We start from the raw sequence: 15,788 nt of genomic DNA on the forward strand, positions 1-15,788 counted from the left end.
GGGGTCGTCCTGCCACGGGTCGCGGACGGCGGCGTCGGGGGCCGGGGCGGGAGCCGCCGCAGCGGCCGGGGCCGACGCTGCGGCGGGGCGGCACGCGCAGGGCGGTGGTGCGCTCGGAGTCGTAGGCGTCCTCGGCGGCCGGGTGCGGCGGGCGCGGACGGCTTGCGGAAGGCGTCGAAGCGGTCACGGCCGGCGGACGCCGCGGGACCGGCGGCGTGCCGGGCGCGTCCGGGCGGGCCGGGACGGCCGCCGCCCACCTCGGGCAGCACCTGGGTGCGGTCCTCACCGCCGTACCGGGGCGCGCCGGACGCGCCGGGGCGGCCGCCCGTCCCGGGCAGCACCTCGGTCCGGTCGTCGCCCCCGGTCGGGGGCAGCACCTGCGTGCGGTCCTCGTCCCTGCCGCTCCCGGACGGGAACACGCCGAGCCGCGCCCAGCGTTCGTCCAGGGACCCGGAACCGGAACCGGCGCGGAAGGTTTCCGCGCCGTCTCTCACACCGGGTTCGGCAGGTCTCTCCGCCAGGGGGAGCACCCGTGTCTCACGGGCGTCCTCGTCCGCTTCCGCGAACCTCCGGGATCCGTCGGCCGACTGCGGCCGCCCCGGTTGGGCGTCTTCTCGCCACTTATCCACGCGCTCGCACTTCCCCCCAACGGAACCATCGGCGCGCGTACGACCCGAGCACCCGTCGACGGACCGGGCCCCCACCCGCTCCGAGCGCCCCGTTTATCACACCGTGCTCGAGCATCGAATGTAGCGCACGCGGAGGTTGTGTGTTTGCGGCGCGACCTTTTGTGTCACCGCCGAGACATTGGATGCGCTCCCATCACCTCGGCGTCCGACGCCGGGAGCCAGGAGTCCACGGGACGCTGCAACCAACCCCGTTCCGCGGCCAATTCGGCCGCCGACCTGCGCAGTTCCTCCAAAGCGGGGTGGATCATTCCCTTTCGCCACACAAGGGACACGGGCGAAAGGGGTACCGGCTCCACCAGGGGCCGCGAAACCGTCGCCGGCAGTGGCGGAAAACTCACCACGGCGAGGATGGGGTCCCGGGACCTCGCCATCACCCGCTGGAACTCCTCCTCCCCCACCGCCAGCGGGACGGGCGGCGCGAGGGTGATGCCCCGCCCGTCGAAGAGCCGCCGCGCCAGGTCCGTCCACTCCTCGGTGCGCGTGTTGCCCGCCCCCGCGTAGACGGTCTCGCCCGCCAGCGCGGCCAGCGGCACCTCGGGCAGCCCGGCCAGGGCGTGGTCCTCGGGCAGCAGCACGGCCATCGGCTCATGGCGCACCGGCTGCTGGTCGAGCCCGGCCCGCACGGAAGGGGCGAGCCCCGCGAACCGGCCGAACGTGGCGTCGAGCCGCCCCGCGAGCAGCTCCGCCGCCGCCCAGGTCAGCCCGCTCTCGTAACGGGCCATCAGCTCGTGCCCGGGGGCACGCTCCCGCGCCCGGTGCAGCACCTCGCGGTGGGTCCCGAGGCCCGGGGAGTTGAGGTCCACCAGCAGCGGGCGGCTCTGACCCGCCGCGGCGAGCAGGTCGTCCTGCGCCTGGAGCGCGGCGCGGGCGTACGGCAGGAGGCGTTCGCCGTCGGCGGTGAGCGTGACCCGGCGGGTGCTGCGGAGGAACAGCTCGCAGCCGAGCTCCCGTTCCAGGCGCCGTACGTCCCGGCTGAGCACCTGCTGGGCGACGTAGAGGCGGGCCGCGGCGCGGGTGAAGTGCAGTTCCTCGGCGACGGTGACGAAGGCGCGCAGCAGGCGGGGCTCTATGCGGGCGGGTGCGGACATGGCCGCGAACCTACAACACAGATGCGTCAATCGGTGCGGAGAAGGTGTTGGACCGGCCACCTGACCTGGGGAGACGGTGGGGTCATGCCGCAGCCGACCTCCGGGGACACCCGTCTGTTCACCGTCACCTCCGACACCCTCGTGGTCGTCGACTTCACCCCGCGCGAACCGCGCGTCCCGCGCGAGCCGGGCCCGTACCGCCGTCTGTTCGCGGTGCCCGGCGCCCGCGCCTTCACGGCGGGGAACCTGCTCGCCCGGCTGCCGATGGGGATGTTCGCGCTGAGCGCGATCGTGATGATCGCCGGGAGCCGCGGGTCCTACGCCCTGGCCGGCGCCGTCACCGCGACCGGGCTCGCCGCGACGGCGGTGGTCGCCCCGTGGACCGCGCGCCTGGTGGACCGTCACGGGCAGGCCCGCATCGCGCTGCCGGCCACGCTGATCGCGGTGCTCGGCTCGCTGGCGCTGGTGGCCTGCGTGCGGTACGACGCCCCGGGCTGGACGCTGTTCGCCTCGTACGCGGCGACCGCCACCACCCCGAACACCGGGGGTATGTCCCGGGCCCGCTGGGCGCATCTGCTGAAGGGCAGACCCGACGCGCTGCACACCGCGAACTCCTTCGAGCAGGCCGCCGACGAGCTGTGCTTCGTGCTCGGCCCGGTGCTCGCGGCCGTGCTGTGCGGGACGTTCTTCCCGGAGGCGGGGACGCTGACGGGTGCGGTGCTGCTGCTGACGGGTGTCACCCTGTTCACCGCGCAGCGCTCCACGGAACCCCCGGCCGTCCGCCGCGCCGCCGGACGGGCGCCGCTGGGCGCGCCGGGCGTACGGCCGCTGCTGCTGGTGTGCCTCGCGACGGGCGGGGTGTTCGGCTCGATGGAGGTCGTGACGATCGCCTTCGCGGACGGGCAGGGGCACCGTACGGCGGCCGGGGCGGTGCTGGCGCTCCAGGCGGCCGGTTCCTGCGTGGCGGGCCTGCTGTACGGGGCGGTGCGCCCGGCCGGGTCCGCGTGGTCCCGGCTGGCGTGGTGCCTGGCCGCGATGGCCGTGCTGATGACGCTGCCGCTGCTGGCCGCCGCCCTCACCGGCTCGCTGCTCGTGCTGGCGGGGGCGCTGCTGGTGGCGGGCATGGCGACCGCCCCGACGATGGTCACCACGATGACCCTGGTGCAGCGACACACCCCCGAGGGACGACTGAACGAGGGCATGACGCTGGCGGTCACCGGGCTCCTGGGCGGGATCGCCGGCGGCAGCGCGGCCGGGGGCTGGATCGTGGAGCACGTTTCGGCCACCGCCGGGTACGGGGTGCCGGTGGGTGCGGCGGTGACCGCCTTCGCAGTCGCCGGAGCCCTCCTTCCGTTCGGCTCGTCGAACCGCTTCATGGATCACCGTCCGCACCATTGACGGCCACAGATCGTGCACATACCTTCACCCGTCGAAGCGCTTCGACAAGGTGTCGGCCGCTTCGTCCCCCCACGGACCGTGCCCACGAGGACTCCCGATGGTGAAGATCACGGATGTGGCCCGGCGCGCCGGCGTCTCCCCCAGTACGGTCTCGTACGCGCTGAGCGGCAAGCGGCCGATCTCCGACGCGACCCGGCGCCGGGTGCAGGCGGCGGTGCGCGAGCTGGGCTACCGCGCGGACGGCGGCGGGCGGTCCCGGAGCGGGGCCCGGGCGAAGGTGCTCGCGCTGGCGGTTCCGATGCGGCCCGGCATCCATGTGCCGGTGGTGACCCAGTTCGCGGTGTCGGTGGTCACCGCCGCGCGCGCCCGCGACCACGACGTGCTGCTGCTCACCCAGGGCGACGGCGACGAGGGCATCGGGCGGGTCACGGAGACGGGGCTCGCGGACGGGGTGATCGTGACGGACGTGCAGCTGCAGGACGCGCGGCTGCCGCTGCTGCGCTCCTGCTCCCTGCCGTCCGTGCTGATCGGGGTGCCCGCCGAGGCGGACGGCCTGACCTGCGTCGACCTGGACTTCCGGGCGGCCGGGGAGCTGTGCGTGGACCATCTGGCGGGGCTCGGGCACCGCGCGGTGGCGCTGGTCGGCTCGCCGCCGGAGGTGTACGTGCGGCGCACCGCGTTCGCCCGGCGGTTGGTGGAGGGGTTCACCGCGGCCGCCGACCGGCACGGTCTCGCCTCGGCGGTGCTGCCGTGCGGCACCGGCCGGGACGCGGCCCGCGCGGTGGTGGAGCGGCTGCTGCGCGACCTGCCCGCGCTGACCGCGGTGGTGGTGCACAACGAGCCGCTCGTCGACCCGCTGATCGAGGCGTTCGGGGAGCTGGGGATGCGGGTGCCCGGCGAGCTGTCCCTGACAGCCGTCTGCCCGTCCCCGGTGGCCGCGGCGGCCCGCGTGCCGGTCACCTCGGTGGCCGTGCCGGCCGCCGAGCTGGGCGCCCGCGCGGTGCATCTGCTGGTACGGAAGCTGTCCGGGGCCCCCGTACCGGGCACCACCCTGCTGCCGCCCCGGCTGACGGAGCGGGCGAGCACGGCGCCGCGCGGGCGGTGAGACTCAGCCGAGCTGCCAGGCCTTCCCCAGCCGGTACGCGGCGCACAGGTTCACGTCCAGGAAGTACGCCCCGGCCGCCCCGCACTGCGCGTCCCCGGTCCCGGGGTCGACGGGCTGGCCATGCCCCATCCCGGTGATGCTGTACGTCTCCACGACCGCGTTCCCGGCGGGGCCCCGGTAGACGCGGTGCGGGTACCCGGCGACGGTGTCGCTGACATCGGCGGTGCGGTCGGCGCCGTGCACGTTCGTCCACTGGTCGACCAGGGCGGTCATGTTGGCCGGCTTCACCGTGTAGTCGGCCGTGCCCTGGAACACGGTGAGCGCCGGCCAGGGCCCGGAGTACCCGGGCCGCGCGGCCCGCACCCGGTCGCCCCACTGCGCGGGAGTCTGGGTGGCCCCGACGTACATGCACACGTACGCCGTCCCGGCGGCCTGCGCGCACCCGTAGGGCAGTCCGGCGACGATCCCGCCCGCGGCGAACTTCTCCGGGTAGGCGGCCATCATCACGGCGGTCATCCCGCCGCCGGCGGACAGCCCGGTGACGTAGACGCGGGACGGGTCGCCGGAGACGTCGGCGAGCTGCCGGTCGACCATCTGCGCGACCGAGGCGGCCTCGCCCTGGCCGCGTTTGATGTCGGCGGACTCGAACCAGTTGAAGCACTGGCTGAGGTTGTTGCCGCTCTGCTGCTGCGGCAGCACCACGGAGAAGCCCCACCGGTCGGCGAGGGTGGTCCAGCCGGTGCCGGAGGCGTACCCGGCGGCGTTCTGGGTGCAGCCGTGCAGGGCGACGACCACGGGGCGGCCCGCGGGCAGCCCGTCGGGGACGTAGCGGTACATCTTCAGGGCGCCGGGGTTGCTGCCGAAGCCGGTGACCTCCTGGAGGGAGGCGGCGGAGGCGGGCGCGGGGGTCAGCAGGACGGAGAGGAGCGCGGCCAGGAGGGCCGTCAGCACGGTGGGGCGCAGTGCGGCTCTGGTCTGTGTCATGGAGAGCGAAGGTAGAAGCGTGAACCACCCACCGATATGGGTGCGGCCCCCACATCCCGGGGGCGCGCCCATGTGGCCGGGCATGTGGACGGGCATGTGGACGGGCATGTGGACGGGCATGTGGCCGCGCATGACAAAGGCCCCGCCGCTCGCGCGACGGGGCCTGTGCCCACATGGGGTAAGTGGAGATGGCGGGAATCGAACCCGCGTCCAACGGTGCAGAAGCAGGGCTTCTCCGTGTGCAGTCGGCTGTGCTTTTCTCGGCCCCGGAGATCACGCCAACAAGTCTCCGACGGGCCCAGTCACTGTTGGATTTCCCTTTTCACCCCGTGACCGGGATCAAGGTTTAGTTCCCTAGATGATGCCAGGAACCGGGTCGGGAACACTCCCGGGCTGACACTCCCTTAAGTAGGGGAGCCGCTGCTCGCTACCTGAAGATCAGGCAGCGAGGGCGAGCTCGCCCTGGGAGATGGATCGCTTGGAATTGGCGATTATTTTTTTCGGCCTGTGGTTTACGAGATCATGGCCGCTTCCTCGACACGCTTCCCCTGCTTCGACAGCCGTTGTCGAAACCGATCATCCCCATGTTGTGTTGTCAAACCCTCCCGGAGGAGGTGACCCGCACCCTCAGTGAGGTGCGTAGCCATCGTACGTGACCAACGCGGGTCGATGCCAGCCTATTCCCGCGAGGCCCGGGAACCTCAGGCCCGCTGCTTGCGGCGGACCGCGGAGATCGCCCGCTCGGCCTCCCGCCGGTCCTGCTTCTCGCGCAGCGTCTGCCGCTTGTCGTACTCCTTCTTGCCCTTGGCGAGCGCGATCTCGACCTTCGCCCGGCCGTCCTTGAAGTACAGGGAGAGCGGCACGATGGTGTGGCCGGTCTCCTGGGACTTGGCCTCCAGCTTGTCGATCTCCTCGCGGTGCAGCAGCAGCTTCCGCTTGCGCCGGGCGCTGTGGTTGGTCCAGGTGCCCTGGCTGTACTCCGGGACGTGCACGTTGTGCAGCCACGCCTCGTGGTCGGTGAGCTGGACGAAGCCGTCCACCAGCGACGCCCGGCCCTGGCGCAGCGACTTCACCTCGGTCCCGGTGAGCACCAGGCCCGCCTCGTAGGTGTCGATGATGAGGTAGTCGTGGCGCGCCTTCTTGTTCTGCGCGATCAGCTTGCGCCCTTTTTCCTTAGCCATAGTGCCGCCCATTTTCGCACTACGGAGGGGGTCCCGGGGAAGCCGATTACCGGGGGCGGCTCACCTGCCGAGTCCGCTGACGACCGTCTCGGCGCGCTCCAGCGCCTGTCCGCCCGCCTCGAGGTCGGGGGTGATGCCGCGGCCGTCGACGCCGCGGCCGGAGGGGGTGCGGTAGTGGCCGACGGTGAGCTCGGCGACGGAGCCGTCGGGCAGCTCGGTCGGCATCTGCACCGAGCCCTTGCCGAAGGTGCGGGAGCCCACGACGACCGCCCGTCCGCGGTCCTGGAGGGCGCCGGTGAGGAGCTCGGCCGCGCTCATCGTCCCCGCGTCGACCAGCGCGACCAGGGGTCTCTTGGTGTCGCCGCCGGGCTCGGCGTGCAGGGCGCGCTGCTCGCCCGAGACGTCGTAGGTGGCGACCAGGCCGCCGTCGAGGAAGGCGGAGGCGGCGGTGACCGCCTCGGCGACCAGGCCGCCCGGGTTGCCCCGCAGGTCGAGGACGATGCCGGACCCCTTCGGCGCCTCGCGCACGGCGGCGCCGACCCGCCGGCCGGAGCCCTTGGTGAAGGCGGACACCTGGACGACGGTGACGCCGGAGGCGAGGGAGCGGACGGTGACCGGCTCCCGGGAGAGCCGGGCGCGCCGCACGGTCTCGCTCCACGAGCGGGAGCCGCGCTCCAGGCCGAGGCGCACGGTGCTGCCGGCGCTCTTGCCCGCCCTGTCGCCGCGCAGCAGCGAGACGACCTCGGTGACGGGCCGCCCGTCGACCTTCTTGCCGTCGACGCTGCGCAGCCGGTCGCCCGCGCGGATGCCGGCCTCGGCGGCGGGCGTGCCGCTGCCGACCCTGCTCACCTCGATACGCCCGTCCCGCTCGCGGGCCCACAGGCCGACGCCGGTGTAGGCGCCGTCGAGGGTGGCCTCGAACTTCTCGTACTCGCCGCGTGAGTACACGGCGCCCCAGCGGTCTCCGCTGCGGCTGACCGCGCGCTCCGCGGCCTCCAGCGGGGACCCGCCGTGGGCGGCGGCCTCCTCGGCTGCCCGGGCGACCTCGGCGTGGTGGCCGACGGGAGCGGCCTGCGCGGCGCCGTCCGCGGCGTCCCCGCGGTCGGTGCCGGGAAGGCTGCCCGTGGCCGCGCCGGCGACGAGCACGCTCGCGAAGACCAAGGTCAGGGCGGCGCCGCGGCGGACGCTGCGGGGCCGACAGAACGGGTCACGACCTGACATGCCGGTGAGTCTAGGACAACGCGAAGGGGCGCACGGCCTGTTGGCCGCGCGCCCCGGTTGGCAAGAGTCACACCTTCAGATACTTGCGCAGCGCGAAGAACGCGGCCAGCGCCGGCATCAGCAGGCTGGTCGCCAGGATGAGCGGAAGTTTCGTCAGGACGGCGTCCCAGCCGATGAAGTTGATCAGGCTCAGCTTCTCCGACAGGGCGAGCCCGTGGTCGATGATGAAGTACCGCGCCAGGAGCAGGAAGGCGCACGCGAGGGTGCCGCCGATCAGTCCGGCGACCGCGGCCTCCATGATGAACGGCGCCTGGATGTAGAAGCCGGAGGCGCCCACCAGGCGCATGATCCCGGTCTCGCGCCGGCGGCTGAAGGCGGACACCCGGACGGTGTTCACGATCAGCATCAGGGCGACGACCAGCATCAGCGCCATCATGGCGAGGGCGGCGATGTTCATGCCCTCCAGCAGGCCGAAGAGGTTGTCCAGCAGGCCCTTCTGGTCCTGCACGGACTGCACCCCGTCCCGCCCGTCGAAGGCGGTCGCGATGACCTGGTACTTCTCCGGGTCCTTCAGCTTGATGCGGTACGACTCCTGCATCTGGTCCGGGGTGAGGGAGCTGGCCAGCGGCGAGTCGCCGAACTGCTCCTTGTAGTGCTTGTACGCCTCGTCCTGCGACTCGTACGTCACCGTGTCGACGACCGACATCTTCTCCAGGTCGGCCTTGATCTGGCCCTTCTGGTCGTCGGTCACCGCGCCCTTGGCGCAGTTGGGGTCGGACTCGGCGTCGGACTTGTTGCACAGGAAGATGGAGACGTTGACCTTGTCGTACCAGTAGCCCTTCATCGTGCTCACCTGGTCGCTCATCAGGAGCGACCCGCCGAACAGGGCGAGCGACAGGGCGACGGAGACGACGACCGCGAAGGTCATCGTCAGGTTGCGGCGGAGACCGACGCCGATCTCCGACAGGACGAACTGGGCGCGCATGGCGTCTGATCAAGCCTTTCCGTGGAGCGTCAGTGCTGGTAGCCGTAGACGCCGCGTGCCTGGTCGCGCACGAGGCGGCCCTTCTCCAGCTCGATGACGCGCTTGCGCATCTGGTCCACGATGTTCTGGTCGTGCGTCGCCATCACCACGGTGGTGCCCGTCCGGTTGATCCGGTCGAGCAGCTTCATGATGCCGACGGAGGTCTGCGGGTCGAGGTTGCCGGTGGGCTCGTCGCAGATGAGCAGCTTGGGCCGGTTGACGAAGGCCCGCGCGATGGCGACGCGCTGCTGCTCACCGCCGGACAGCTCGCCCGGCATGCGGTCCTCCTTGCCGCCGAGCCCGACCAGGTCGAGCACCTGCGGCACGGACTTGCGGATCTCGCCGCGCGACTTGCCGATGACCTCCTGCGCGAAGGCCACGTTCTCACCGACCGTCTTGTTCGGCAGCAGGCGGAAGTCCTGGAACACGGTCCCCAGCTGCCGCCGGATCTGCGGCACCTTCCAGTTGGAGACGCGGGCGAGATCCTTGCCGAGGACGTGCACCTGCCCGTGGCTGGCCCGTTCCTCGCGCAGGACGAGCCGCAGGAAGGTGGACTTACCGGAGCCGGAGGACCCGACGAGGAACACGAACTCGCCCTTCTCGACCTCCAGGGAGACGTCCCGGAGGGCTGGGCGGGTCTGCTTGGGGTAGACCTTGGACACGTTGTCGAATCGGATCACGGATGCACCACGGGTAGCCGGGGGTAGATGAGCGTGACCATACGCGACCCGGGGAGCCGAGCGCAGTCACCGGAGGGGGTTGTGGAAGAGATGCGCCCTTTGTTCCGGTGCCGGACAAGGGCAGCACCCCCAGGGGCGCGGGGCTGTGACATGTGCGGCTCCGCCGCGTGGGCGCGAGCAACCCCAACGGCGCCGCGGGCGCGCATCCTCATGAACCACCCTCTCCGTGAGCGACCCGGCGCAGCTTCCGCGGGAACCTGGCACAGTGGAAGGGGAACGTTCACGCGGTGGTGGGCGTTGAACCCCAGAGATCGGCGCGAGGAGGGCGAGCGCATGACGTACGACCGGCTGGTGTGCGCGAACTGCGCCGCGCCCGTGAGCGAGGGCCGGTGCCCCGTGTGCCGTGCGAACCGCGAGCGGATGCAGCAGGAGAACTTCTTCGCGGGGCTGACCCCGATGACCCTGATCGTCCTGCTGGCGGTCCTGGTGGCGGCGGTGGCACTGCTCGCCCACCAGACCGTCTGACCAGGACGGCCAGAAGCCCCACAAGTCCCACAGACACGGCGAGGGCCCGGAGCGCGGCGGCGCTCCGGGCCCTTGTGTCATGTCGTGCGTACGGTGCGTACGCGCGCGGCCACCGTCAGGCGGCGGCGCCGCCGCGGCCGGCCATCAGGCGCGGGAGCACCCGGAAGCCGATACCGCCGGCGATCATCGTGGCGGCGCCGATCACCAGGAAGGTGGTCTCGGCGGCGCCGGTCTCGGCCAGCTCCTTGCCGTTGCCCTGCGCCGAGGCCGCCGGGGCCTCCTCGCCGGTGTCGGTCAGGGAGGAGGAGCCCTCCTCCTGCGGGGAGGCGCCGCCGTCGGGGTCGAGGCCGCCGCCGGGGGCGGACTCGGAGGGCGCCTCGGTGGGCTCCTCGGTGGGCTCACCCGGGGTGGTGGGCTCCTCGGTGGGCTCCTCCGGGATGGTGGGCTCCTCCGGGGTGGTGGGCTCCTCCGGGGTGGACGGCTCTTCGCCGGGCTCCTCCGGGCAGTCCGGGCTCGTGCCGATGCCGCAGCCCGGGTCCGTCTCGTCGTCGTCGCCAGGCTCGTCGCCCGGGTCCTCGTCGCCGGCGCTCAGGCTGACGCCCAGGCCGAGGCCCGCGTCGTTCGCCTCGGCGCTCACGCCGATCTCCAGGGCGGAGGCGGCGCCGGCCGCCGTGAGCGAGGCGCCGGCCGCTATCACGGCACCGGCCGCGATACGAGCGACACGGATCCGCGTCTTCTTGGTCATGTGGTTGCTACCCCCAGTAGCTCATCGTCAGTGAGGCGGCGCCCGGGGCCGTGATCAACGGAGGTAACTGTGGTGAAACGCCCCCCGGTTCACATGCGCCCCAGAAATGCGCATGCCACGCGCCACCCTTCCCACTTTCCAAAAGAACGTCAAGGGCGTTGCGTACGAGATGTCCGGCTCCGCACGCTTTGCCGCACACGGAAGCTGTGAGTGTGATGTAAATCCCGGACATCCCCGACACGACAAGCCAACTGCCGCTGTATCAGCGGCAGTTGGCTTGTCGACAAATCGGTGTGCGGGAGGGGTCTTACTTCTCCTGCTGCTTGCGCCAGCGAATTCCGGCCTCGAGGAACCCGTCGATCTCGCCGTTGAACACGGCCTCCGGGTTGCCCACCTCGAACTCCGTGCGCAGGTCCTTGACCATCTGGTACGGGTGCAGCACGTACGAACGCATCTGGTTGCCCCAGGAGTTGCCGCCGTCGCCCTTGAGGGCGTCCATCTTGGCCTGTTCCTCCTGGCGCCGCCGCTCCAGCAGCTTGGCCTGGAGGACGTTCATCGCCGTGGCCTTGTTCTGGATCTGCGAGCGCTCGTTCTGGCAGGAGACCACGATGCCGGTGGGGAGGTGCGTGATGCGGACCGCGGAGTCCGTGGTGTTCACGCCCTGGCCGCCGGGGCCCGAGGAACGGTAGACGTCGATGCGCAGCTCGGACTCGTCGATGTCGACGTGGTCGGACTGCTCGACGACGGGCAGCACCTCGACGCCCGCGAAGGACGTCTGGCGGCGGCCCTGGTTGTCGAAGGGCGAGATGCGCACCAGGCGGTGGGTGCCCTGCTCGACGGAGAGGGTGCCGTAGGCGTACGGCGCGTGCACGGCGAAGGTGGTCGACTTGATGCCGGCCTCCTCCGCGTACGAGGTCTCGATCAGCTCCGTCTTGTAGCCGCGCTGCTCGGCCCAGCGCAGGTACATGCGCTGGAGCTTCTCGGCGAAGTCGGCGGCGTCCACGCCGCCGGCCTCGGCGCGGATGTTGATCAGCGCCTCACGGGAGTCGTACTCGCCGCTGAGGAGGGTGCGGACCTCCATCTCGTCCAGCGCCTTCCTGACCGAGACGAGCTCCGACTCGGCCTCCGCGCGGGTGTCCGGGTCGTCCTCCTCCTCGGCCATCTCGAACAGCACGGCGAGATCGTCGATCCGCGAGCGCAGGGCCTCGGCCTTCCTGACCTCCGCCTGGAGGTGGGACAGCTTGCTGGTGATCTTCTGCGCCTCGTCCGGGTTGTCCCAGAGGGACGGCGCGGCCGCCTGCTCCTCGAGCACGGCGATGTCTGCCCTCATCTTGTCGAGGTCCAGGACGGCCTCGATGGACTCCATGGTGGAGGAGAGGGACTTGAGCTCTTCGGATACGTCGACGACTGCCACGCCCTCCAGCGTAACGGCTTCCCGCCGTGGGCCATGCCGGGCGGGGGCGCCCGGCTCCCTCCCCCTCGTCCAAGGGCTGCGCCCCTGAACCCCGTTTTGCGCAGTTCCCCGCGCCCCTGTGGGCGGCTTCGGGGGCTCCGCCCCCGGGCCCCCGTTCGCGCAGTTCCCCGCGCCCCTGAAGGGGCTGTCCCACCGTGGCCTGCCGGGTGTCGCAGGTCTCCCTCGCGTTCCTGGAGGGTTCGCCCCCAGACCCCCATCGCCAGTCCCCCGGCACCCCCGTGCGCGGTCTCGGGGCCCCGCCCCCAGGCCCCCGTCGCGCAGTTCCCCGCGCCCCTGAAGGGGCTGCCCCGCCGTGGCCTGCCGGGTGCCGCAAGCCTCCCTCGCGTTCCTGGAAGGTTCGCCCCCAGAGCCCCATCGCCAGTCCCCCGCGCCCCCGTGGGCGGCTTCGGGGCCCCGCCCCCAGGCACCCGTCGCGCAGTTCCCCGCGCCCCTGAAGGGGCTGTCCCACCGTGGCCTGCCGGGTGCCGCAAGCCTCCCTCGCGTTCCTGGAAGGTTCGCCCCCAGACCCCCATCGCCAGTCCCCCGCGCCCCCGTGCGCGGTCTCGGGGGCTCCGCCCCCGGGCACCCGTCGCGCAGTTCCCCGCGCCCCTACGGGGCGCGGCTCACGGGGTCGCCGGGGCCGAGTTCTCCATGTCCGGGGGTAGGGGTGGGGTGTCGTCGGAGGTGGCCAGCCAGGTGGCCACGCCTCCTGCCGCGAGGAGGGTGGCCGCCACGGCCAGGGTGAGGCGGCGGCGGCGTGTCACCGCTCTGTTGCGGGCCGAGCCGGGGCGGGGGGCGCCTGCGGCGCGGGGGGCGCGGGCCGTGCCGTGGGCTCCGCCGGCCAGTTCGTCGGGCGCGGGGACCCGCATCGACGTGTGCGTGTCGCGGTTGGAGTCGGAGGGCCGGGCGCCCGGCACCAGGGGGACCGCGCCCCGGCGGCGTACCGGCTGTCCGGCGGCGGGGGCGGCGCCGGAGAGTTCCTCGGCGGTCTCCTCGGCGTCGCCGGTGTCCGGCTCGTCCACGTCCAGCGGCGGCATCCCGGCCAGCAGGGGCAGCAGCTCCCGCAGCCGGGCGGCCAGCTCGGAGGCGCGCAGACGGGAGGCGGGGGCCTTGGCTAGGCACTGGACCAGCAGCTGCCACAGCTCGTCCGGGATGCCGGGCAGCGGCACCACCGACTCGGTGACGTGCCGGCGCAGCACCGCGCCCGGGTGGCCGCCGCCGAACGGGGTGAAGCCCGCGAGCAGCTCGTAGAGGACCGTGGCGAGGGCGTAGATGTCGACGGCGGCGCGCGGCGGGAGGCCCTCGACGATCTCCGGGGCCAGGTAGTCCGGCGTGCCGATGATCTTCGACGCGCGGGTGCGGCGCGGGGTGTCGATGAGTTTCGCCACGCCGAAGTCGGTCAGTAGGGCTCGGTGCGAGCCGCCGGGGCCGAGCGGGCCCTGCATGTCCAGCAGGACGTTCTCCGGCTTGACGTCGCGGTGGACGACCCCGGCCGCGTGCGCCGCCGCCAGGCCGTCCGCGACGTCCGCGGCGATCGCCACCGCGGCCTCCGGGGCGAGCCTGCGCTCCCGGTCGAGACGGGTGCGCAGGTCGGTGCCCCGGACGAGGTCCATGACCAGCGCGAGGTCGTTGCCGTCGACGACCAGGTCCCGCACGGACACCACGTGCGGATGCTCCAGACCGAGCAGCGCCGTCCGCTCCTGCACGAAGCGGCCGACGAGCTCCTGGTCCGAGGAGAGATCCTCACGCAGCAGCTTGATGGCGACGGGCCCCTCGGGGCCCTCGCCCAGCCACACCGTGCCGGCGCTGCCCCGCCCGAGGATCTGATGGGCGGTGTACCGGCTGCCGATTCTCCGTGCCAAGACTGCTCCTACCGACGCGTGTTGTCGCCAAAGCTACGCGTCCGGACAGGTGACCTTCACCGGAGACCCGGAAATCGGCCCCCAGATGTCGACAAAGCGGCAAACAAGCCTAGTTCGTGGGTTCCGAGGGGCCGCCGAGGTTTTCGATCCAGCCCGTGATCGAGCCGAACCAGTCGCTGAGCTGGTCCCAGTAGCCCTTGCCCGTGCCGATCCAGTCCTGGAGCGGGCTCAGCTCCCAGATGAGCCAGCTCGCCACGAACAGGATGAGCAGCGTGAACAGGCATCCCTTGAGGCAGCCGAGGCCGGGGATGCGCATCGGGTTGGCGCTGCGCTGCCGCGGCTCCCGCGCGGGCCGCTGCGGCTCCGGCGGGGGCGCGTACCGCTGCGGCGGCTGGGGCGCCTGGCGGCGCTGGCGCTCCGGCGGCGGGGCGTACTGCTGCGGCTGGGGCTGCTGCGGGTAGCCGTACCCGGGGCCGGGCTGCTGCTGGGGGTGGTGCTGCGGCGGCTGCTGGGGCTGCCGGGACACCTGCCGCTGGGGGCGGCGGCGCAGCGGGTCCTGGCTGGGGTCCAGGTACTGGACCTGGGTCTGCTCGTTGCGGTCGCGGGCCGCGCGAAGCTGGTTCTGCCAGGGGTGCGGGTCCTCGGGGCCGCCGCCGGGCTGTCCGGGCGGCACCGGGGGCATCACGGCCGTGGGGCCGGCCGGGCCGGTCTGCGGCAGGACGCTGGTCGCGGCGTTGGGGTCGTATGCGCCGTTCGGGTTCTGCGGCAGCACCTGCGTGGGGTCGGAGGCGCCCGGGGCGGACGGCTCGCCGGGGACCCGCGCGGGCGCGAGGTCGGGGGCGAGGAGCACGCCGACGTTCTCCGCGGCGGAGATCTGGCCGGAGTTCGCGTGCACGCCGATGCCCTCGGCGACGACCCGCAGACCGCGCGCCAGGTTCTCGGCGCTGGGCCGCTCCTCGGGGTTCTTGCGCAGACAGCGCTCGATGACCGTCCACAGCGGGTCGGGCACGGTGGACGGGCGGCGCGGCTCGGCGCTCAGGTGCTGGTGCAGCACCTCCAGGGCGGACGCGCCGGAGAACGGCGGACGGCCGGTGACCAGCTCGTACAGCAGGATGCCTGCGCCGTAGATGTCGACGGCGGAGGTCTGCGGGCGGCCCTCGGCGGACTCGGGCGCGATGTACGCCGGCGTGCCGACGAACTCCTGGGTGCGGGTCAGGCCCGGGGAGTCGGCGAGGCGCGCGATGCCGAAGTCGGTGAGCATCGGGTGCAGCTCGTCGCCCTGCTGCTTGAGCAGGACGTTGGCGGGCTTGAGGTCGCGGTGGACCACGCCGTCGGCGTGGCTGGCGCCGAGCGCGTCGGCGATCTGCGCGGTCAGCAGGGCCGCGGCGACGGGGGTGAGGGGGCCGTTCTCCCGCAGATAGCGGTGCAGGTCGGGGCCGTCGATGAGGTCCATGACCAGCGCCAGCAGGTCGCCCTCGACCACCAGGTCGCGGACCCGGACGATGTTGGGATGGGTCAGCCGGAGCAGCACCGAGCGCTCCCGCAGGAAGCGCATCACCACATCGGCGTCGCTCGCGAGCTCCTCCTTGAGGACCTTGATCGCGACGGTCTCGCCGGGCTGGCCCGGCACGGCCGCCTCGGCGCCCGCGGTCTCCCGCTGGCGCGCACGCCAGACGGTGCCCGTGGCGCCGCGTCCGAGCGGCTCCTCGAGCAGGTACTTGCTCCCTACCGGCCGCACGTCATGCGCTCCCTGCTGCTTGCTGGCTGGCGTACACCGTGGTCCACCCTGCTGCGGAATGTTCCGACCCACTGTAGTGCCGCCGCACGGGATAC

General features: G+C 72.7%; 13 protein-coding genes and 1 other RNA gene. 3 read left to right on the forward strand and 11 right to left on the reverse strand.

The window, feature by feature from the left end; genetic code table 11:
* Positions 1-793: 793 nt before the first annotated feature.
* Positions 794-1,777, reverse strand: coding sequence for a LysR family transcriptional regulator (locus AY578_RS12570; protein ID WP_161232678.1), 984 nt, complete (start codon positions 1,775-1,777; stop codon positions 794-796).
* Positions 1,778-1,861: 84 nt separating this feature from the next.
* Between AY578_RS12570 and AY578_RS12575 the strand changes: the two genes are divergently transcribed.
* Together AY578_RS12575 and AY578_RS12580 are read left to right on the forward strand one after the other, a co-directional pair.
* Positions 1,862-3,175 (forward strand): MFS transporter, encoded by a 1,314-nt coding sequence (locus AY578_RS12575; RefSeq protein ID WP_215188531.1) that lies wholly within the window; start codon positions 1,862-1,864, stop codon positions 3,173-3,175.
* 97 nt (positions 3,176-3,272) lie between these two features.
* Positions 3,273-4,280, forward strand: coding sequence for a LacI family DNA-binding transcriptional regulator (locus AY578_RS12580; protein ID WP_019525822.1), 1,008 nt, complete (start codon positions 3,273-3,275; stop codon positions 4,278-4,280).
* Positions 4,281-4,283: 3 nt separating this feature from the next.
* Here the strand turns inward: AY578_RS12580 and AY578_RS12585 are convergent, their stop codons facing one another.
* The 6 genes from AY578_RS12585 to ftsE all read right to left on the reverse strand — a co-directional run bounded on the left by AY578_RS12585 (position 4,284) and on the right by ftsE (position 9,370).
* Positions 4,284-5,264, reverse strand: a complete 981-nt coding sequence (locus tag AY578_RS12585; protein ID WP_215188530.1) for an extracellular catalytic domain type 1 short-chain-length polyhydroxyalkanoate depolymerase — start codon at positions 5,262-5,264, stop codon at positions 4,284-4,286.
* Positions 5,265-5,444: 180 nt separating this feature from the next.
* Positions 5,445-5,848, reverse strand: a transfer-messenger RNA (tmRNA) gene (gene ssrA / locus AY578_RS12590).
* Between the two features lie 117 nt (positions 5,849-5,965).
* Complete coding sequence (smpB, locus tag AY578_RS12595; RefSeq protein WP_019525820.1) at positions 5,966-6,445, reverse strand: SsrA-binding protein SmpB; 480 nt, start codon at positions 6,443-6,445, stop codon at positions 5,966-5,968.
* A 60-nt stretch (positions 6,446-6,505) separates the two neighbouring features.
* Positions 6,506-7,666 carry a S41 family peptidase gene (locus tag AY578_RS12600; RefSeq protein ID WP_199781917.1) on the reverse strand — a complete coding sequence of 387 codons (1,161 nt, stop codon included), beginning with the start codon at positions 7,664-7,666 and terminating at the stop codon, positions 6,506-6,508.
* 67 nt (positions 7,667-7,733) lie between these two features.
* Positions 7,734-8,651 (reverse strand): permease-like cell division protein FtsX, encoded by a 918-nt coding sequence (gene ftsX / locus AY578_RS12605; RefSeq protein WP_019525818.1) that lies wholly within the window; start codon positions 8,649-8,651, stop codon positions 7,734-7,736.
* Between the two features lie 29 nt (positions 8,652-8,680).
* Positions 8,681-9,370 carry a cell division ATP-binding protein FtsE gene (ftsE, locus tag AY578_RS12610; protein ID WP_019525817.1) on the reverse strand — a complete coding sequence of 230 codons (690 nt, stop codon included), beginning with the start codon at positions 9,368-9,370 and terminating at the stop codon, positions 8,681-8,683.
* Positions 9,371-9,703: 333 nt separating this feature from the next.
* On the opposite strand from ftsE, the gene AY578_RS12615 reads away from it, so the two are divergent.
* On the forward strand, positions 9,704-9,895 hold the full coding sequence (locus tag AY578_RS12615) for a hypothetical protein (RefSeq protein ID WP_019525816.1): 192 nt from the start codon (positions 9,704-9,706) through the stop codon (positions 9,893-9,895).
* 115 nt (positions 9,896-10,010) lie between these two features.
* On the opposite strand, the gene AY578_RS12620 is transcribed toward AY578_RS12615, so the two are convergent.
* From AY578_RS12620 to AY578_RS12635, 4 genes are all read right to left on the reverse strand, one after another.
* Positions 10,011-10,640: a hypothetical protein gene (locus AY578_RS12620; RefSeq protein ID WP_215188529.1), complete on the reverse strand. Its 630-nt coding sequence runs from the start codon at positions 10,638-10,640 to the stop codon at positions 10,011-10,013.
* A 307-nt stretch (positions 10,641-10,947) separates the two neighbouring features.
* Positions 10,948-12,054 carry a peptide chain release factor 2 gene (gene prfB, locus AY578_RS12625; protein WP_019525814.1) on the reverse strand — a complete coding sequence of 369 codons (1,107 nt, stop codon included), beginning with the start codon at positions 12,052-12,054 and terminating at the stop codon, positions 10,948-10,950.
* A 662-nt stretch (positions 12,055-12,716) separates the two neighbouring features.
* Positions 12,717-13,955: a serine/threonine-protein kinase gene (locus AY578_RS12630; RefSeq protein ID WP_019525813.1), complete on the reverse strand. Its 1,239-nt coding sequence runs from the start codon at positions 13,953-13,955 to the stop codon at positions 12,717-12,719.
* Positions 13,956-14,064: 109 nt separating this feature from the next.
* A complete protein-coding gene (locus tag AY578_RS12635) occupies positions 14,065-15,693 on the reverse strand; it encodes a serine/threonine-protein kinase (RefSeq protein ID WP_215189310.1) in 1,629 nt (542 codons plus the stop codon).
* Positions 15,694-15,788: the final 95 nt, after the last annotated feature.

Origin of the sequence: Streptomyces thermocarboxydus (genome assembly GCF_024760485.1) — a bacterium.
Lineage (GTDB): Bacteria > Actinomycetota > Actinomycetes > Streptomycetales > Streptomycetaceae > Streptomyces > Streptomyces cellulosae.